The 20,263-nt window shown below is 57.1% G+C and carries 16 protein-coding genes; 14 read left to right on the forward strand and 2 right to left on the reverse strand.

Going from position 1 to position 20,263, the window contains the following annotated elements:
- Nucleotides 1–44 precede the first annotated feature (44 nt).
- A complete protein-coding gene (gene rfbD / locus VFX97_19520) occupies nucleotides 45–935 on the reverse strand; it encodes a dTDP-4-dehydrorhamnose reductase (GenBank protein ID HEX5705399.1) in 891 nt (296 codons plus the stop codon).
- Entirely contained in the window at nucleotides 932–1,957 is a 1,026-nt protein-coding gene (rfbB, locus tag VFX97_19525) for a dTDP-glucose 4,6-dehydratase (GenBank protein HEX5705400.1), read from the reverse strand. Before rfbB ends, rfbD begins: the two co-directional genes overlap by 4 nt.
- 205 nt (nucleotides 1,958–2,162) lie before the next feature.
- Here rfbB and VFX97_19530 point away from each other — a divergent pair, with 205 nt between their 5' ends.
- The 14 genes from VFX97_19530 to VFX97_19595 all read left to right on the forward strand — a co-directional run bounded on the left by VFX97_19530 (nucleotide 2,163) and on the right by VFX97_19595 (nucleotide 20,219).
- A complete protein-coding gene (locus VFX97_19530) occupies nucleotides 2,163–3,155 on the forward strand; it encodes a UDP-glucuronic acid decarboxylase family protein (protein ID HEX5705401.1) in 993 nt (330 codons plus the stop codon).
- Nucleotides 3,156–3,193: 38 nt separating this feature from the next.
- Nucleotides 3,194–3,637 carry a hypothetical protein gene (locus tag VFX97_19535; GenBank protein HEX5705402.1) on the forward strand — a complete coding sequence of 148 codons (444 nt, stop codon included), beginning with the start codon at nucleotides 3,194–3,196 and terminating at the stop codon, nucleotides 3,635–3,637.
- 289 nt (nucleotides 3,638–3,926) lie between these two features.
- Nucleotides 3,927–7,241 carry a PxKF domain-containing protein gene (locus tag VFX97_19540; GenBank protein ID HEX5705403.1) on the forward strand — a complete coding sequence of 1,105 codons (3,315 nt, stop codon included), beginning with the start codon at nucleotides 3,927–3,929 and terminating at the stop codon, nucleotides 7,239–7,241.
- 174 nt (nucleotides 7,242–7,415) lie between these two features.
- Nucleotides 7,416–8,384, forward strand: a complete 969-nt coding sequence (locus VFX97_19545; protein HEX5705404.1) for a right-handed parallel beta-helix repeat-containing protein — start codon at nucleotides 7,416–7,418, stop codon at nucleotides 8,382–8,384.
- Between the two features lie 149 nt (nucleotides 8,385–8,533).
- A complete protein-coding gene (locus tag VFX97_19550; GenBank protein HEX5705405.1) occupies nucleotides 8,534–9,463 on the forward strand; it encodes an ABC transporter permease in 930 nt (309 codons plus the stop codon).
- A gap of 19 nt (nucleotides 9,464–9,482) precedes the next feature.
- Nucleotides 9,483–10,757, forward strand: coding sequence for an ABC transporter ATP-binding protein (locus VFX97_19555; protein HEX5705406.1), 1,275 nt, complete (start codon nucleotides 9,483–9,485; stop codon nucleotides 10,755–10,757).
- 10 nt (nucleotides 10,758–10,767) lie between these two features.
- Entirely contained in the window at nucleotides 10,768–11,622 is an 855-nt protein-coding gene (locus tag VFX97_19560; protein HEX5705407.1) for a class I SAM-dependent methyltransferase, read from the forward strand.
- Between the two features lie 80 nt (nucleotides 11,623–11,702).
- Nucleotides 11,703–12,683 carry a glycosyltransferase gene (locus tag VFX97_19565; GenBank protein HEX5705408.1) on the forward strand — a complete coding sequence of 327 codons (981 nt, stop codon included), beginning with the start codon at nucleotides 11,703–11,705 and terminating at the stop codon, nucleotides 12,681–12,683.
- Between the two features lie 118 nt (nucleotides 12,684–12,801).
- Nucleotides 12,802–13,620, forward strand: coding sequence for a class I SAM-dependent methyltransferase (locus VFX97_19570; GenBank protein ID HEX5705409.1), 819 nt, complete (start codon nucleotides 12,802–12,804; stop codon nucleotides 13,618–13,620).
- A 23-nt stretch (nucleotides 13,621–13,643) separates the two neighbouring features.
- A complete protein-coding gene (locus VFX97_19575) occupies nucleotides 13,644–14,879 on the forward strand; it encodes a glycosyltransferase (protein HEX5705410.1) in 1,236 nt (411 codons plus the stop codon).
- 69 nt (nucleotides 14,880–14,948) lie between these two features.
- Nucleotides 14,949–15,974, forward strand: a complete 1,026-nt coding sequence (locus VFX97_19580) for a class I SAM-dependent methyltransferase (protein HEX5705411.1) — start codon at nucleotides 14,949–14,951, stop codon at nucleotides 15,972–15,974.
- Between the two features lie 4 nt (nucleotides 15,975–15,978).
- On the forward strand, nucleotides 15,979–17,862 hold the full coding sequence (gene asnB, locus VFX97_19585) for an asparagine synthase (glutamine-hydrolyzing) (protein ID HEX5705412.1): 1,884 nt from the start codon (nucleotides 15,979–15,981) through the stop codon (nucleotides 17,860–17,862).
- A gap of 191 nt (nucleotides 17,863–18,053) precedes the next feature.
- Entirely contained in the window at nucleotides 18,054–19,142 is a 1,089-nt protein-coding gene (locus VFX97_19590; protein HEX5705413.1) for a glycosyltransferase, read from the forward strand.
- A gap of 30 nt (nucleotides 19,143–19,172) precedes the next feature.
- A complete protein-coding gene (locus VFX97_19595; protein ID HEX5705414.1) occupies nucleotides 19,173–20,219 on the forward strand; it encodes a glycosyltransferase family A protein in 1,047 nt (348 codons plus the stop codon).
- Nucleotides 20,220–20,263: the final 44 nt, after the last annotated feature.

Raw genomic sequence — 20,263 nt, forward strand, 5'->3', positions numbered from 1 at the left:
AAGGGCGGCGGGCGCCAGCCTGGGACACTTCGCTCTTAAAGGCCTTAACTTGCCGGTGTGGCGGCGGCCGTCGGTGGTTCGTCGGTAACCGGTTGAGATGTAACAAAGTCTTCCAAGGCTGCTTCCCAGCCCCGCAGCGGCTTCAGCCCAATGGCTTCCGAGAGCAAGCATCTCAGTCGTGAGTTACGGGGCCTTGGGGCCGGCCTTTTTAGTTCCGCCAGCGTGCTGGATTGCAACAGAGCAGGATCGATCCCGCCCAGTTCGAGTGCCGTGCGCGCGAACGTGGCAAAGCTGGTCCCGTCACCCGCGTTCACGACGTGATAAGTGCCGGGCAAGTCGAGTGCGGCGAGTTCGCGAAGCCTGACGGCGAGGTCAGGTGCGTAAGTCGGGGTGCCGGTCATGTCCGAAATCGCTTTCAAAGGTTCTTTCCGGCGAGCGCGATCTAAAACCGTGCTGAGAAAGTTAGTTCCGCCAGCACCGAAAATATATCCGCTGCGCACGACGATCGTTCGCGCGTAAGCAGTTTGCGCGCGACGTTCACCTTCGAGCTTGGAGCGCCCGTACACGCTGATCGGATTGGCTTGATCGCGTTGCGTGTAAAAGCCGTCCTTGCTGCCATCAAAAACGTAGTCAGTTGAAATGGTGATCAGCAGCGCGTCAATCTCGCGGCAGGTCGCAGCGAGGAGTTCAGGCCCGAGCGCGTTCGCGCTCACAGCCCGGTCGGGATCGGACTCGCATCCATCCACGTCGGTCCAGGCGGCGCAGTTGAAGACAACGTCAGGCTTGAGGTCTCCCAGCCGGCTTTTCACCGCCGAGGCGTCGGCGATGTCCAGCGCTTTGTGATCGAAGGCGTGCGCGTCGTCGGCTTGTGCGGCGCAATGAGTCTTGACCGCGCGGCCCAAAAGTCCTCCAGCACCCGTAATCGCGACCTTCAACGTGCGGCTGCCTCCAGTCCATACTGGCGTTCGTAATACTCGCGGTACGCGCCGCTCCGCACTCGTTCAATCCAGGCCGTGTTATCGCGATACCACTTGATCGTTTTGCGCAGGCCGCTATCCCATGTCTCACGCGGACGCCAGCCCACTTCACTTTCGATCAAGGAAGGATCGATGGCGTAGCGGCGATCATGCCCCGGACGATCCTTCACAAATTGAATCAGCGAACGCGGTTTGCCGAGCAAGTCCAAAACGCTGTTCACGACGTCGAGGTTGCGTCTTTCGTTGCGCGCGCCAATGTTGTAGATCGCCCCGGAACGACCTCGCTGTAGCAACTGAAGAATTGCGCGGCAGTGATCGTCAACGTAAATCCAATCGCGCACATTGAGACCGTCACCGTAAACGGGAATCGGTTCATCATTGAAAGCGTTCGCCAGCATCAGCGGCAGGAACTTCTCCGGAAACTGCCGCGGGCCATAGTTGTTCCCGCATCGCGTGATGACGGTGTCCAGGCCAAATGTGTGATTCGCCGCGCGCACCAGATGTTCGGCGGCCGCTTTCGAAGCTGCGTAGGGACTGTTCGGCTCAAACGGCGAGGCTTCGGTGAAAAAAGCGCTCTCGTCTTCGGGCAAGCTGCCCATGACTTCGTCAGTGGACACCTGCACAAAGCGTCTAACTCCGCGTTCGCGCGCAGCATCGAGCAAAACCTGAGTCCCGGCGACATTGGTCTTAATAAACTCATGCGCTGAATGAATACTGCGATCGACGTGCGACTCTGCGGCGAAATTTACGATCGCGTCAACGTCCTCTTTGAGAGCCGTGAGCACGACCGCGCGATCGCAGATGTCTCCCTTAACGAACTTCTGTCTTGAGTCGTCCAGGCCGTCCAGGTTCTCGAGATTTCCGGCGTAGGTTAGCGCGTCGAAATTGATGATTTGGCACGACGGCAGCTCTGCAAGCACCAGCCGCACGAATGCCGAACCAATGAAGCCGGCGCCTCCGGTAACAAAAAGCTTCTTCAAACCGTTTTGGGTAGTTATTTTCGAATACCTCCCAGAGCATCGAAGGATTGAGGTCGTGCGCGATAGTAACATTGACAGCACTGCCGGCGCTTGCCGGCGGGGAATCGACCCGCCTGCTTTTTCCCGGTTCGTCCGCCAACACTTGAGTCTTTGCCCGATCTAAGTGCTTTGCAATTTCAGCAACAGCACGGTAATTTGACGTGCCATGAGGGTCCTGGTCACGGGCGGTGCAGGTTTTCTCGGCTCGCATTTGTGCGATCGCCTTATTCGAGACGGTCGCGAAGTTCTGTGTCTGGATAATTTTTTCACCGGGCGTCGTGAAAATATTATGCACTTGCTCGATCATCATAGCTTCGAACTGGTGAGGCATGATGTGACTGAGCCAATCCTCCTGGAAGTGGATCAGATTTATAACCTCGCTTGCCCGGCTTCCCCGGTCCATTATCAATACAATCCGGTGAAGACCGTGAAGACGAATGTGATGGGCACCATAAACATGCTGGGTTTGGCTAAGCGAGTGCGCGCTCGAATCCTGCAAGCCTCAACGTCGGAGGTTTACGGAGATCCGGAAGTCCATCCGCAACCCGAAAGCTACTGGGGGAACGTGAACCCGATCGGGATTCGCAGTTGTTACGACGAAGGAAAGCGTCTGGCGGAAACGTTGATGATGGACTATCACCGCCAGAACCACGTCGACACCCGCATCGTGCGAATCTTCAACACCTATGGACCACGTATGTTGGAGAACGACGGTCGCGTCGTCTCGAATTTTATTGTGCAGGCGATGCGTGGCGAAGAACTGACCATTTATGGCGATGGCACGCAGACGCGCTCTTTCTGCTACGTCGATGACCTAATCGAAGGCATCGTCCGGCTAATGAATGTCGAACAAGGTTCGCACTCATCTATCGACGTTCACGATCCGGTAAATATCGGCAACGCCAACGAATTCACCATGCGTGAACTTGCGGACGAGGTGGGGCGCGCTACCGGAGTAGCAGCACGGGTGCGTTACTGCCCGCTGCCGGCTGACGATCCACAGCAACGGCGTCCGGACCTGACGCGCGCCAAAGAGTTGCTCGAGTGGTCGCCGAATGTGCAGTTGGCGGAAGGGTTGAAGCGCACCGTCTCGTACTTTCGCGAATCGCTGATAGGGAAGCTGGATGCGCCTCAGATGTTGCGCGCGGAAGGCGCCTAATCCACTCGCCGACCACCTAATCGTAAAAAAAACTAAAAATGGCAGAGACCCTCGGAACACTCGCGGACAAGCTGACCACAGTCAAACTGAAGTTGTGGCACACCGACGATCCTGAGCGCACGCGTAGTCTTGAAGAACAGCAGAAGCAACTTCAGGACGAGATGAATGAATTTGTCGCCGCCGCACTGGCGGGCGAGATTCCCATCAATAAGCTGACCTTCGCTGCGAATAAGGTTTACAAAAAGGATGGCAATCCGGTTCCGGAATTTCAGGGGACGATCGGGGAGCTGTTCGCGCAGCTCGCGGCGGTCAACTGCCGGCTATGGCACGTACAGGAAAAGGTTTACGAATTCGAGCAAGTTCCGATGGATCAAAAAGACGAAGTGGTCAAACAATTAGCCATCGTGAACCTCGAGCGCAATCAATGCATCGATCGGCTTGATGCTGAGTTTCGTGCAGTACTGCAGAAGTCGAAGCGTTAGTTCAGAGCCCTTCGTTCGCAAAAAAACTTCTCACTCTCGTCCCAGAACTGCGCCGCTATTAAAAGATTTAGCAGGAGAATGTAACTCGTCAAGTTGACGCACTAAACGCTAAAAAAACTCTTGACGGACAAATGCAACTGCGGCTACAGTACGCGGCCTCAGTTCTAGTCCAGCAAGGACTCCTGTGATTTCAGCCTTTGCCACAGATCGCTCGACGTTGATTTAACCTCGCGCATTTCCCCGCAGGGAGCTGAATTTTCAACAAACGTAGCTGTAAGGAGACCCACGCATGAAAATCGAAGCTGGCCGCCAGCCTGCCCCGCGCCCTAATTTTGCGCTTTTGATCGGCACTTTCCTTCTCGCCGTTACGGCTTTCGCTCTACCCCTGTATTCCGTCGGGTCAGCCTCAGTAAGTCGAGCGACGGAAGGACTCAGGAAAGTAACCGGCACCGAAGCATCTGTAGTTGCGGGACGAAGGGCTAATTTGCCCTTACCGGCTCCGACGACGTCGCCGGAAATAATTCAGACTTACGACGCGGAGTGCGCAAATCCCAAAACTACTTTCGTGTTGGGCGAAGTAGTGTGTGCCAAGGTTAGCTTTGTGACGGAGAACAACCGTTTTGTTAATTGGCTTCAGCCCCCGGGCTCTACCGTGGCGTTTAGCAGCCCGACTATTCCCGACAATCAGACCCATAATTATTTGTACACGCCTACGGTTACCGGTGGCTGGAAAGCTACGATCGCCGATCCCTCGGATAGCTCGATAATCCCGACCGAATTCGAAGTCATTGATGCCGGGGTTACTCTTGCGACCTACGCTTCGAACTGTACGACCGCGAAGAGTTCCTTCAATCTGGGCGAAGGAGTTTGTATTAAAGTGTCGGGCCTTTCGGGCGACGAATTTCCGCTGCGACGCGTTCAACTGTCAACACCGGATGGCTTTGCCGTCGAGCGTTTGGACGTTACTGATAACTCGGTGCAGCTCAGCTATACGCTGCCGGCGGGTCTAACCCAATCGATTGGTGGGGTAACGGTCAATAATATCGGGACCTGGGCGGTCTCGCTGATCGACCCGGACGCCAACATAGTTAAGCGATTGGCGATTTCCGTTAGTAAGAGCAACTTGCTGGCAGACCGGTTCGCAGATCTTCAGGTGGTGAAATCCTTCTTACCGGAAATTAATCCGCCAACCGCCGGAAGTGACATAACCTTCCAAGTCATTATTTTCAACGCAGGGCCGAACCCGGCAACGAATCCGACGCTGGCGGACTTAACGCTGGCCAATACCACTTTTAGATCTTTCACCAGAAACACGGTGCTTGCGTCCAACGAGTTGCCCAATCAGGAGTTCTTGTTTGGCGGATACAATTCGTTCATGAGTTCAGGATTCAATAAGTCCATGAGAAACCTGGACACGATCGAGGGAGCGTTCGACCGATCCTACTCGCCGATAGCCTTTGAGGACACTCCGCTGACGTTTAATTGCGTTTCTCCGTCAGAAGGAGCAGCGGGCACCACCAACTGCTCAGCGAGCGGTGAGTTGGCGCCGGGCGAGACGGCGACCTTCACGGTCGTCTACCGTATCAATACAAACGTTCCCAACGGATTTGAGCTTAGCGACCAGGACAGCGTCAACGTCGGAAGCGACACGGGCGATCAGTTCCCGTCAAGCAACACCCATCCCGCGGAAAGTGCGACGACAGTGGTAACGTCGAATCCGAATCCGCCGGCGTGCACGCTCACCTGCCCGGACAACATTACGGTTGGGACGAATGCGGTTGATGGTGGAAACAATCCAGGCGCGACTGTAAGTTTCGCGCCTGAGGCGTTCGGCACCTGCGGCAGTGGCATGACCTCTGCCCCGGCGTCCGGCACTTTCTTCCCAGTCGGCACAACTCCAGTAACAACTACCACGGGATCGGGCGCAAGCTGCAACTTTAACGTGACGGTTGTGAATACGCCGCAGCCAACAATTTCGTGTGCGGCGGATCAAACAGCGGCAGCGGCAAGCGGCCAGTCAAGCGCTTCGGTTTCCGTAACTCCGCCGTCGTTCACCGGCAGCGGGGCCATCCTGAGTAGTTCGCGCAGCGACCAGGGAGCCATCGGCGATCCATATCCGGTGGGCACCACAGAAATCACATGGACCGCAACCGATCAATACGGGACGATGGCGACCTGCACACAGCGCGTCATTGTTACCTCAGCAGACGCGGCGACGATCTCTTGTCCCGCCAACAAGACTTACACAGCTACCGCGGGTTGTGAGCGAACGCTCAGTTCGGCCGAGATTGGCACGCCGACCGTGGGTGGCGTGGGCACGACCTATGAGGGCGTGCGCAGTGATCATTTGGCGCTCACGGATCCATTCCCAGCCGGCCAGACAGCGATTACCTGGACGGCCACGAACTCGCTGGGCAATGCGTCCTGCGTCCAAATCATCACCATCAACACCACTGGTGGGACGGACGTGACTGCCCCCACCTTGAACATCCCGGCGGACATCAGTCTCTCGACATCTGAATGCGCCGTTCTGCTGGACGATGAATTGGGAGTCGCAACTGCTGACGACGACTGTACGAACGCGGTAACGATCTCGCGTACAGGTCTGCCGCAGATTGCTTGTCCTATCCCGGGCAATCCGGGTCGGACCTGCGACAGTTTCTACTTCCCGACCGGCACTACGAACATTACCTACACGGCGACGGACGCTGCGGGTAACTCAACCACGCTGGTTCAGCATGTCACTATCGCTGAGAGTCCGGCGACGCCGCCGACCATAACGGCGCCCAACGATGTGACCATGGACACGTTGGCTACGGATGCCTCATGTGGCACGTACATTGGTGACGCAACCCTGGGTTCCGCGGTCGCCGCGGACAATTGCCCAGGCGTCACCGTAACGCGTTCGGGTGTGCCCGCCGGAAATATTTTCCCGGTCGGACCCACAACCGTTACTTACACGGCGACGGATCGCACTGGCCAAACGGCGACTGATACCCAGGTGATTACCGTCAACGACAAGACGCCACCGGCAATTAGTTGCCCGGCTAATATCACCGTCTACCTGCCGCTTAACTCGACAGCGACCAGCATGCCGGTGACCTATCCAGCCGCGACAGCCAGTGACAACTGCGGCGGGACGACAATCGGTTACAGCATCGCGTCCGGCTCTACCTTCTCGGTAGGCGAGACGACGGTAACCGCCACCGCCACGGATACGCACAGCAATACGGCATCGTGCACGTTTACGATCACGGTGCTCTACAACTTCACCGGTTTCTTCAGTCCGGTGAACAATCCGCCGACGCTAAACAGCGTCAACGCGGGACGGGCCATACCGCTCAAGTTCAGCCTGAGTGGCAACAAGGGCCTGAGTATATTTGCTTCCGGATATCCGTTATCGCAGCAGATTGCCTGTGATACTTCGGCTCCGCTCTCTGACGTTGAGGGAACGGTAACCTCTGGCGGCAGCACGCTGACTTACAGCCCAGACCAGTATCACTACAGCTGGAAGACTGAAAGTTCGTGGGCAGGAACGTGTCGTGTGTTGGTAGTCAAGCTGAATGACGGCAGTACTCACACGGCGCTCTTCAAATTCAAGTAGAAACATGGCTGGGCGCCGCCAAGTGCGGCGCTCCAGCTCGGCTTATTAACAGGCTTTCATCATGAAAGAGAAATTTGGTCGACATCTCGGTAAACGCGGCGCAACAGTGGCCGGAACAGGTCCGTGTTCTACTGGCGGCCATCCCCAAACTTCAACAGAAAAAGGAGACTCCAAATGAACAAGTTTCGGTTCACTTTTAGGTTATTCGTAATCGCGACATTTTTGTGCGCGTTTGCGTCCATGGCCCAGGCGCAGGCAACCCGCACCTGGGTATCAGGCGTCGGCGACGACGTCAATCCCTGCAGCCGCACTGCGCCCTGTAAGACGTTCGCAGGTGCTATTTCCAAGACCGCCAATAACGGCGAGATTGACGCGCTCGATCCAGGTGGTTTCGGTGCGGTGACCATCACCAAGAGCATTACCATTGACGGCACACACGGGGCCGGCTTCGGCTCAATTCTCGCTGCCGGAACCAACGGCGTTAACGTCAATGATGGCGCGACCGCTACCCCGAACACAATCATCGTCAATCTGCGCAATCTGTCGATTCAGGGAGCGGGCACGGGCTTTGACGGCATCCGCTTCGTCGCCGGTAAGGCGCTGCACGTGGAGGGCTGCGTCATCTCAGGCTTCCGTGGCAACGGCACCAACAGCGACGGCATCGACATCGCCTTGACGGGCTTGGCTACAGGCAACCAGAACGTGAGGGTGACGAACACAACCATCACCCGCAACACGGGCAATGGCATCCGGGCGTCGAACACCGCCGTGGGCGGCGGCGTACTCGTGACGGTCGATAACTCGAGCTTCGACGGCAACGCGAGGGGATTCCTTTCCTCGACCAACTGCCGCGCGACTATCACCAACTCGTCCGCCACTCTGAACACCACGTCCGGCATCGAAATCGCCACGGGCTCGTTAGAGGTGGATATTGATAACTGCGTCCTTGCGTCGAACACCAGCGGGATTGTGTCCGCAGCCTCGACGGCCCGCATTGCCAACTGCCGCATTACTGGCAACGGCAACGGGATCAGCTTTACCGGTGGCGCCGTACAATCGTTCGGTGACAACAAGGTCAAGGGTAACGGTACCGACCAGAATGGCGGCGCCGTGACCAATGTTCCTGCTCCGATTAAGATATAACAACGAGTACATCTCGTCGTTTTTTCACCCCTGCCTGCCGCACTGGCGGGCAGGGGTTTTTTCCTGTCTCGACGCGCATGGCTTCGGGCGGGCCGCTTGACCTTATTCCGGTTGTCTGACTAGACTGCCATCCTTCGCGCCAACCACGAATGTCAACCAACGATAGCAGTGAAATCTTGAAATCATTTCTGCCGGAAAAATCTGAACGGCCACCATCCCCCGCGCCACTGCCTGGCCCACATCCAGCCGAGGATGCCGAGCTACCGCATGTGGTGATCGAGCCCAAAAGCCAGTTTCGGTGGATCAACCTACGCGAGATCTGGCAATACCGGGAGCTCCTTTATTTCCTGATGTGGCGGGACGTAAAGGTGCGGTACAAGCAAACGGCGGTCGGCGTTCTATGGGTGATATTACAGCCGCTCCTGATGATGATGATTTTCAGTTTGTTTTTTGGGAGGCTCGCGGGCATCGGTTCGGACGAAGGGATTCCGTACGCTCTTTTCGCTTATGCCGGCCTGTTGCCCTGGACTTTTTTTTCGACCGCGGTCGGCCTCGGCGCTAACAGCCTCGTCAATAGTTCGGGATTAGTTACCAAGATTTACTTCCCGAGGCTGATCGTTCCGATCGCCGCGGTGGGCGCGGTCCTGATTGATCTGGCAATTTCCCTGATAGTGCTTGCCGGGTTGATGGTGTACTGGCGAATCGGACTTCAAACGGGCCTGATCATGCTGCCGGCGCTGATTGGACTGATAACCATCCTAGCGCTGGGGTTGGGCACGCTGATGTCGGCACTCAACGTGAAATACCGCGACATCCGGATTGTGCTTCCCTTCGCGTTACAGATCTGGTTTTTCCTCTCGCCAATCATTTATCCCCTCCAGATGATTCCGGCCAAGTGGCGCTGGGCGATGGCGCTGAATCCGATCACCGGCATCGCCGAAGGTTTTCGCTCGGCCTTGTACCGAAACACGTTCGACTGGCAATCGCTCGGTATCTCAGCGGCCGTCGCTCTGCTGCTGCTCGCCTGTGCGATTTTTGTTTTCCGCCGGATGGAGCGGCAGTTTGCGGACGTGATCTAGTGGCGCAGGGAATACTCTCATGAAACCGATCATCAAGGCCCGCGGCGTCAGTAAGCAATACCGCATCGGGGGGCCCACGACGAATTACCCAACCTTGCGCGAGGCCCTCGCAGGTGCCCTGCAAGCCCCCTTGCGCTGGGCGCGGAATGGCCGCAGTCAGGCCCAGGAAACTTTCTGGGCCCTCAAAGATGTCGAGTTCGATATTGCCCCCGGAGAAGTTGTCGGCATCATTGGCCGCAACGGCGCCGGCAAGAGCACTCTGCTCAAAATCCTTTCACGGATTACCGAACCCACCACTGGCCGCATCGATTTGTATGGTCGCGTCTCCAGTTTGCTGGAAGTCGGCACAGGTTTTCATCCGGAGTTGTCCGGGCGCGAAAACATTTATCTCAACGGCGCCATCCTCGGCATGAAAAGGGCTGAGATGAAGCGAAAATTTGACGAGATCGTTGCCTTTGCCGAGATCAGCAGATTCATCGACACACCAGTCAAGTTCTATTCCAGCGGCATGTACGTGCGGCTGGCATTTGCAGTTGCCGCTCACCTCGAACCTGAAATTCTGGTGGTAGATGAAGTGCTGGCGGTGGGCGACATGGGGTTCCAGCAGAAGTGCTTGAACAAGATGCAGGACGTTGGCGCGCAAGGACGAACGGTGCTCTTCGTGTCACACAACATGGCCGCAGTATCACGGCTCTGCCAACGCGTCATTCTTCTCTCAGATGGCAGCGTCGTCAATGACGGTCCTTCGCACCCGGTGATCGAAGACTACCTGGGTTCGCGTCGCGGCACCGGCGCCGAACGCGCCTGGACTAACGGCGTGAAGGCCCCGGGCGACGAGGTTGTTCGCTTATTGCGGGTGAGAGTCGTCGATGAGAATGAAAGCACGTCCAGCACCGTGGACATTCGCCGGCCGGTAGGCGTCGAAATGACATATGAAGTTCTCGAACCGGGTTCGGTGCTCGTGCCGAACTATCATTTTTATAACGACGAAGGCGTCTGTCTGTTTGTGGTTCAGGATTTGAGCAAGGAAGCGCGCGAGACTCCGCGCGAACGTGGTTGCTACAGGAGCACGATCTGGATCCCGGGAAACTTTCTGGCCGAAGGCCGGCAAGTCATCACGGCCGCCATCAGCACATATTATCCAATGGTGGTCCACGCGTTCGAGCGCGATGCCGTTAGCTTCCGCGTCGCCGACAGCCTCGAGGGTGATTCCGCCCGCGGTGATTTTGCCGGCGTAATGCCGGGCGCCGTAAGACCGATTTTCGACTGGACCACCCGGCGCGTTGACGGTTAAAGGTGCGCGCATGTCAGATAAAGTACCCACTGGATCAGATCTGTCGGCGACCGGCGAACGGTTGCTAACAACCGGCTACGGCGACAACAGTCTCGAACATCTGCACCGATACGGCCTGGCTCTGCAGTTCTGCTCCGGCAAACGGGTCCTCGACATTGCCTCCGGAGAGGGGTACGGCTCGGGCCTGCTCGCGCACGTCGCCGAAAGTGTTACCGGCGTGGACATTTCTGACGAGACCGTGGCGCACGCACGTGAGAAGTACCGTCGCCCCAATCTCAAGTTTCTGCAGGGGGCGGCTGATTCAATTCCATTGCCGGAGGCGTCCTGCGACGTTGTTGTCAGCTTTGAAACAATTGAACATCACGATCGCCATGACGAGATGATGGGTGAAATCAAGCGCGTTCTCTCTTCGGACGGGATGCTCATCATTTCCTCACCTGACAAGCTGAACTACTCAGAAGATCCGCAAATCAATAATCCTTTCCACGTGAAAGAACTTTACCGGGAAGAATTTCATGTGCTGGTCAGGAAATATTTCGCCAATGTCGAGGGTCTTTCGCAGAAGATCTTTTACGGCTCGCTGATCGCCCCCGAGGATGATGCGCGCGGTTTCACGCATTACGAAGGCGGCTTCGAAGATTTAACTGCTTTCGCAGAGTTGCAGCGACCAATTTACAACTTGTGTGTGGCGTCGGATGCTCCGTTGCCGGCCCTGCCGGTTAGTCTCTATGCCGGCTGGCAAGTCTTCGAAGCGGCCCTCGACAGCGCCCGGCAGAACGGTGAAAACGCCGTGATCCAATCGCGGGCCTACCGGATTGGCCGCGCCTTGACCTGGCCGGCCAGGAAGTTACTGGGCCACGACTGACCCGGTTAGAAACTACGCAAGCTGCCCGCACCTTTCCCGCGCGCGCCGTAAGTCGGTAACCTAAGGCGAGACAAATCCGCATGAGTGAGCTTTTGCCACAACCAAAGGTTTCGATCATTACGCCGCTCTATAACTCTGCCCTTATTGTGAGACCGACACTCGAGAGTATCATCGGTCAAACCTATCAGAATTGGGAATCAATCCTGGTTGACGATGGCTCCTCGGACGACACCGCGCGCGTAGTCGAGCCTTATTTGACGGATCCGCGGTTCCGGTACGTTTCACAGAAGAATCAGGGAATTGCCGGCGCGCGAAACACCGGGATTCTGGCGGCAACCGGAGAATGGATATGCCTGCTCGATCACGACGACCGCTGGCTGCCAGAGAAACTCGAGAAGCAAATCCGGTTCGCGCTTGAGCACCGTTGCGATCTGGTGGGCACCAACGGATTCATCGTTCACAACGAGCAACGCTTTCCGCACAGCGCTGACTTCCCGGAAATCGTGGAACAAGCGGCGCGCAGCGTCACTGATCCAAGCATCGACGTTTTTGGCTTGATGCTCAAACTGAATTTCATGTGCACTTGTTCGGTTATGATTCGCAGGTCACTGTTCGAGAGGTTTGGTCTATTCGATAGCGAGGCGGCGCCGGTCGACGACTACGAAATGTGGATTCGCTGTCTGCCGGAAATCAAACTCGGTTTCATAAACGAGCCTCTGGTCGAATATCTGGTCCACGATGCTAATTTTTCGCGTAATGAAATCCGGATGCACGAAAAGGCAATTTATGCCCTGCGAAAGACGCGCCCCCGCCATGCAAACGACCGCCAGCGGCGGCGCCAGTTCGACCAGCACCTGCTTTTGCAATACACGTTGCTGTTTGAGAGACTCGGCGACGAGCATATGTATGATCAGGCCCTGCGGCATTCGATGTCCCTGGTAGCGTCCGGTATTTGGGGATGGCGAATACTGCCCGCGTCCCTCGGCGCCTTTCCGCGGAAACTGCTACGACGTATTCAGAGTTCGATTCGTTACCGCTTGGGATTAAATCGCGCGTTGTGATAGTTTTTCACATCGATTCAGGCACTTGGTAGCGTTGTTGACCGTGGGGTAGGCCCACCGGCGCAGTCCCTGGATCTCCTATACCGTTATCTCGAAGGTGAATCCCAATACAATTGATATGTCGTCAGTTAAGCCAGCCATAGACTCTGCCATCAGCGACGAGATTACCTTCTCGTTCGGTGAGAATTGGAGTGATTACGTCGCGAATGTCTCTGAGGATGCGATCCGAAGCGCCCGATCTGACATCGAAGAGTGGCTTGGGGCAAGCACCGTGGCCGGTAAGAATATTCTCGACATCGGATGCGGTTCCGGCATCCACTCGCTCTGCTATTATCAGCTGGGCGCAAAGAACATTGTTTCAATGGATGTCGACCCGAAAAGCGTCGAAGCTACCCGCGTCATGTGGGAGAGGGCGGGGCGGCCCGAGAATTGGAGAATCACGCATGGCTCGGTTTTGGATCCTGACTTTATCGGCGGTCTCGGCCAGCACGACATTGTCTATTCGTGGGGCGTGCTTCATCACACGGGAGCGATGTGGGAAGCCATAGCAAACGCCTCGTCGCGAGTTGCAAGAGGCGGCCTGTTCTGGATTGCCCTTTACGTTAAGGGGCCGAAGTACGCGGAGCACCTCGCGCTCAAGCAAAAGTACAACCGCGCATCAAGGCTCGAAAAGAAGATCATGGTGTGGAAGTACATCGCCGGCGTGATGCGCGATCGACGGAGAGCGGGCCTCAATCCGCTTAAATGGAACGAGAAAGACGGCCGCGGCATGGACGTTTATCACGACATCATCGACTGGCTGGGCGGTCTGCCCTACGAGGTCGCCAGTAAAGAAGAAGTCGTGGACTTCTGTGGCACGCGGGGCTTCGTCCTCGAAAGGGTCAAAGAGAATCCCGAAGGTGGCAATAACATTTACCTGTTCTCGCTGCCCGCCTGAAGATTTGTTGCGCGCCGGTATCAATGCCCAAGAAAGACCAAAGCGTCGACGCCGCACTTCCGCGCGGTACTCGCGTAATCATCGTCATCGGTCCGCTTGAACTCGGCGGGGCCGAGCGGCAGGCGCTCCTTCTGGCCCGCCACCTTGCCCACGAACAAGGAGCCGAGGTTGAAGTGTGGGGATATGGAGAGCCGGGACGGGCGGCGGAACTTTGCGAGGAGTACGGCGTGACCTGGCGCAGTATGCCGGTGCCTTTGCCCTGGTCGCCGAGCCGGCGCCAGCAGGCCAGACGGCTCGCCGCGTTCGCGTACGCGCTGCGACGCGCCCGGCCCGACGTCATTCTGCCCTTCATGTTCTTTCAAAGCGTGGCGTGCGGTTTGGTATGGCGATGGACCGGCGCGCGCGTTTGTCTTTGGAATCAACGCTGCGAGGGGCGCGATCGTTTGGGGTCGTGGACGGAAAAGTTGGCCGTGCGCTTAACACCACACTTCATCGCCAACTCAGAGCACGGCGCAGACTTCCTTGTGCAGCACCTCGGTGTTAATCGGGAACTCCTGGACGTGGTGCACAACGGTGTGCAGCTTCCGCCGGCAACCCAGGACCGCGCTACGTGGCGCAAGCAACTCGACGTGAGCGACGAATGTTTTGTGGCTTGCATGGTGGCGAACCTGCAGCAATTCAAGGACCACGTAACGCTCTTGAAAGCCTGGCGAATCGTTGTCGACCGGTTGCGCGCGATGAATCGAGAGGCCGTGCTGCTTTTGGCAGGACGCTTTGACGAAACACATCTCAGTTTGAAGGCGCTGGCTTATGACCTGGAACTGGGTCGAGAGGTCCGGTTTTTGGGACCGGTGAAGGACCTGGCCGGATTGCTGGCCGCGACTGACCTCGGCGTGCACAGCTCCGTTTACGAAGGCTGTCCCAATGGCGTGCTGGAGTGCATGTTCGCCGGATTGGCAGTAGTCGGTACGGATTATCCGGGAATACGTGAAGCGGTGGGCCCGCAAAACTATGAGCTGCTCGCGCCTCCGGCCGACGCTGAAGCACTCGCGGAACGAATTGTAGCGATGGCTTTAGATCCCGAAGCGCGAGGCGCAATAGGGGCCGCCAACCGCTTGCGCATCGACGCAGAGTTTGGCCCAAGCCTGATGTATCAGAAGATATTGTCTCTGATTAGCAAGGGACTGACGAAGAAGTTGCCGGCACCGCGCGTCTCTCCCGACGCAACCTTGCTGGCGGGAAGTAATGAAGCGCGCTGAGGGTCGGTTGGTGGCACGTGCATCCCGAGCTTAATATCACGGCGACGCCTGGCCTGAATTCTCCGGAGTTTGTCTGAACGCAACATGCATGTGCCTGATGAATTGCGCTGTCTTGATCATGCGCAGCCGCTAACCACTGGCGGCGGCCAAATCGAAGACGCATCCGTCCTCACCTGCGCGAGCGGTTGCCGCGTGCCGGTGGTGAACGGCATTCCGCGTTTCGTTGACTCTACAAACTATGCCTCGGCGTTCGGGCTGCAGTGGAAAAAATTCAAAAAGACGCAACTCGACTCCTACACCGGCACCACTATTTCCAAAGACCGACTCACGCGTTGCTTCGGCGGTTCGCTCGAGGTAGTGCGCGGCAAGAGCGTGCTCGAAGTTGGTTGCGGCGCCGGTCGTTTCACCGAGTTGCTGCTCGACGCCGGCGCGAACGTGTTTGCCTGCGACCTGTCGCGCGCGGTCGAAGCCAACTACGAAAACTGTCATCAATGGCCTGACTACTTCGTTTGCCAGGCCAACGCGCTTCGCGTCCCGGTGTTGCCGCGGTCGTTCGATTTCGTCCTCTGCATCGGAGTCATCCAGCACACACCATCGCCCGAAGAGACCATCGCGGCCCTCGCGGGCTACATTAAGCCGGGCGGAACGCTGGTCATCGACCATTACTCGCCCTATTACGTTCAGAACTTCCTGCAGAGAAATCTGCGGCGTATTCTCATCCGGTTACCCGCACCGCTGGCTAAACCGTTGACGTTGGGATTGGCCCGTGCGCTGCTTCCCCTTCACCGTCTGTCTTTGAAATGGGTACCAAAGCGTGGCCTGTGGCGCTTGCGGGCTGCGCTCCTGAAACATTCACCCTTCCTTGATTATCTCGAGCTTTTCCCGGAACTCGGCGATCAACTGATGGGCGAATGGTCGGTGCTTGACACACACGACGCGTTGACTGATTACTATAAACACCTTCGCACTCGTGAACAGATCGAAGCTTGTTTGCGATCATGTGGGCTGGTTGAACTGGAAGTTAGTTACGGGGGTAACGGGGTCGAGGCTCGGGCTAAGATGCCCGCCTCCGCTGTGGCCGGATCCGGACTTTAGAACTATGTGTGGAATCGCTGGCATCGTGCGCTGGAATGGAACAAGTCCAGACCAGTCCGAGATCGATCGGATGACTGCGGCCATCGCACACCGCGGACCCGATGGGGTGGGAATACTGCGGCGCGACAATGTCGCGTTGGGTCATCGCCGGCTGGCCATCATTGATCCTGAATTGGGCCATCAGCCCATGTCCAACCAGGACGAGACGCTTTGGCTCACCTACAACGGCGAGATGTACAACTATCGCGAGCTGAAGCAAGAGCTCGTGAGCAGAGGTCATCGCTTCACCACGAATTCCGACACTGAGGTAGTCATCCATGCTTATCAGGAATGGGGCGCTGACTGTCTGAAGAAGTTCCGCGGCATGTTCGCCTTCGCCCTCGCCGACTTCCGCAACCGCAAACTGTTTCTCGCGCGCGATCACTTCGGCATCAAGCCTCTTTACTATCGGGTTGGCGCAGGCTATTTGGCGTTCGCTTCGGAACTCGCCGCCTTGCGCGAAGTGGACGATCAGGTCCCTGGCGGAAACCTCTGGGCGTTGGAACTCTACCTTCGTTATCAGTACATACCGACGCCGCACACCGTTTACCAGGACGTTTACAAACTGCCAACGGCCAGCTATCTGCTGCTGGACTTTGACGGCCCCTGCGGCGCACCGATCAAATATTGGGACATAAACTTCCGTGCCGAAGCCGGAAGGTCGGACCAGGAGTGGGAAGAAGAGGCTGATGCGGTCATCACCGATTCGGTGAAAGCCCACCTCGTCGCCGACGTTCCTTTCGGAGTGTTTCTTTCAGGCGGAATAGATTCTTCGCTCGTGGCGATGAAGATGAGCCGGATCCTTGACCGCCCCGTTCAGGCCTTCGCTATCGGTTTCAGAGAAAAGGAGTATTCGGAACTCGCTTACGCGCGACAGGTCGCCGAGCGTTGCGGAATCGAGCTTCACACGAAAGTGGTTGAAGACGATTCGTTAGACTTCCTGCCTGAACTGATCGCGCACTACGGCGAGCCCTTCGGCGATAGCTCGGCAATTCCTACCTGGCACGTCTCGAAACTCGCGCGCGAGCACGTCCCGATGGTTCTTTCAGGCGACGGCGGAGACGAAGGCTTCGCGGGCTACGGCACGTACGACCATTGGATGAAAACCGACCCACTGCGCCTCGCGCGTGAGGATTTTTCGCGGCGCGGACTGCGGGCCTCGTTCTATTGGGCGCGACAGGCGGTGCGGACACGACTGACCACCGGTTCGTGGCATGACTTGGCCGCGTGGGAGGACATACTCCTTTACGTGAACGAAGCGAGCCGCCGCGCACTGTGGCGCGACGACCACCACGGCCTGATCGCTCGTGGTTGCGAAGCCTTTGAAGAAGCTGATCGGCGCGCACGTCGCCACGATCGCGTGGCCTACGCACAGTATCTCGACCACCATACCTATCTTCCGTGTGACATCTTGACCAAGGTTGACGTGGCTAGTATGTATCACGGTCTGGAAGTGAGAACACCGCTCATAGACGTGCGCGTGATGGGATTGGCCGCGCGTTTGCCGCTCGACCAGCGGCTGGGACGCAACGGCTCGTCAGAGCGCATACCTAAGTACCTTCTGAAGAAGATCCTGGGCCGGACTTTTCCTTCTGACTTCGTAAACCGCAAGAAACAGGGCTTTGCGATTCCACGAGACCTCTGGTTCCAGCCCGGACAGCCTGCCCGCGAAATGCTTGAGTCGGTGTTACTCGACCGCGGCAGTCGGCTCCACGAATTCTTCAACCCGAACGAGGTGCGCGCGCAATTGGGCATACACAGCGAGGAACGTGACAACTCAAATGCCCTCTGGCTCCTGCTCGTGCTCGGCATTTGGCTTGGACAGAACCCACACGTCAGTTTTAGCTAGACAACTGGTTCTGATTGAGGGGGCTAGCTCCAGACAAACCGGCGAAGATGACCTCCTCTTTTGAAACAGACACATACCCCGGCCGGCCGAGAATTCTTTTTATCGGGCCTGGTGACAGCACACACACACACGCTTGGGTCGACCTCTTAGAGAACGCGCCTTTCAACGTCCGGCTTTTTGTCCCGCCCCGCATGATGTCCCCGCCGGATTCCTGGCATGTAAGAACCTACATCACCGCCTACGAGAACGGACCTCTCAACCATGCGACGCGGATTCGTCTGGTAGATGAAGGAAAGGTTAAGCGCCTGATTGACAGGAGCTGGGCGCGCGCCAGGCGGCGGACGTGGAACAGCATCCGGTATGCCGAAGAATGGCTGGCCCGGATAATTCGTAGTTGGCAACCTAACATCGTCCACACTTTCTCGCTCGAAGCGGCTGAGTTTTATTTCGCAGTCCGACGCACTTATCCAGTCGGGCGCGAGTCCAAGTGGGTGTTGCAGGCCCGGGGTGGGGCCGATCTCGCCTGGACTCATTTCGACCCCGCGCTGCGCGGAAAGATTGGCGAAGTCCTGCGTGCGTGCGACCAGCTGTTGAGCGACAACACTCAGAACTTTCGGATCGCGCGCGAACTGGGAGTCCGCGAGGATCAACTTTCGAGCATCGGGACGGTCCCCGGCACGGGCGGCATCGACATCAAAGACTTATCGAGCAGGTGGGAGGGTCCGCCTTCGACGCGTCGCGTGATCCTCTGGCCTAAGGTTTACGAGTGGCCGTGGTCCAAGGCGATGCCGATCTTCGAGGCCCTCAAGCTATGCTGGGATCGAATACAACCGTGCGAGGTGGAAATGCTGGCGACGACGCCCGATACAAAAATGTATTACTGGACGCTCCCCGAACACATGCGCCGGTCGTGTCGCCTTCGCGACCGGGTTCCGAGGGTTGAGGCGCTTCGGGCGATGACCCGTGCCCGCGTAATGCTTGCTCCGTCGCTCGTGGACGGAACGCCAAATTCCATGTTCGAGGCGATGGCCGCAGGCGCCCTGCCTATTGTCTCGCCTTTGGAGACGATCCTGGGGGTGGTTGAGGAAGAACAGAACGTACTTTTCGCGCGCAACCTGTATCCTGAAGAAATTGCCGGCGCACTCGTAAGGGCGATGACGGATGACACACTGGTTGACGCTGCCGCGCAACGTAATCTGGAACTGGTCAATCGCATTGCCAATCGTGATGAAGTGCGCACGCGAGTGACTGCGTTTTACGATCGGCTGGCCAGTGAATAACCAAAAACCAGTTTAGTCCGAATTGCGCGCATGCCGCTCAAATCCACAGTGAACGCTGCCGAGTCCGAAGAAGGTAGACGTCCGCTCGTCAGCGTCATCATTCCGACGCACAACTACGGCGGGCTAATTGGTGAAACACTGGACAGCCTGCGGGCGCAAACGCTCACCGATTGGGAGTGCATCATTGTCGATGACGGCTCAACTGACAACACGGCCGAGGTTGTAAAAGCTTATTGCGAACGTGATTCACGAATCAAATATTTTCCTCAGCAGCAAACCCGGCTTCAAGCTGCCGCAAAGAATGTTGGCCTGCAAAAGAGTGCAGGCCGGCACATTCAGTTCCTCGATGCTGACGATCTACTGGAATCGCATAAATTGGAACGACAGGTGAGCTATCTGGACAGCCATCCCGACGTTGACCTCGTTTACGGAAGCGCAAACTATTTCACGACGCAAAAAAATGAACACCTAAGCTGGACAATGCCCGACAATCATTCGTGGCCCCAGATTTCCGGCAGTGGCAGCGCTTTATTGGAATCGCTGGTGCGCAAAAATACCATGGTCATCAGCGCGCCGCTGATGAGGCGCAGCCTGAGCGAAAAAGTTGGCCTGTTCGACGAAGGACTGCCACCGGCGGAGGATTGGGATTATTGGCTGCGGTGTGCGCTTGCCGGCGCTCGTTTTCAATTTGCTGAATTGAAAGACACTGGTGTGCTGATCCGAATTCACTCGACCAGTTCCAGCCAGAATCGCCGGCGAATGCATAAGGCTGGACAGCGGATCCGAAAGAAACTCGCCGGCTCCATCGAAAGCAAGGAGATCCGCGGGCTTAATCAGGAGCTTCGCGCGCAGGAAGAAGCCGAGTTTGCAGTCAGCCAGCCACATCCGCCAAATTCGTTGAGCGCCACAGTACACCTGATGAGAGCCACCTGGTTTGCGCCGAGGCTAAGGTGGAAAGCAAAGTTGTTTGCCGGGGCCCTGATCGCGCCTTTTATCTCACCGGGGCGATTAGCAAACACGCTCTTTAAACCCATCGTAAAATCGGCGCGGGATTATTCCGCGCAAAGCGGGAGATGACTGGCTCAGGATATTAGTCAGGGGCGCGAAAATAAATTTTTTCG

The sequence above is a fragment of the Pyrinomonadaceae bacterium genome (genome assembly GCA_036277115.1).
Classification (GTDB): Bacteria; Acidobacteriota; Blastocatellia; order Pyrinomonadales; family Pyrinomonadaceae; genus UBA11740.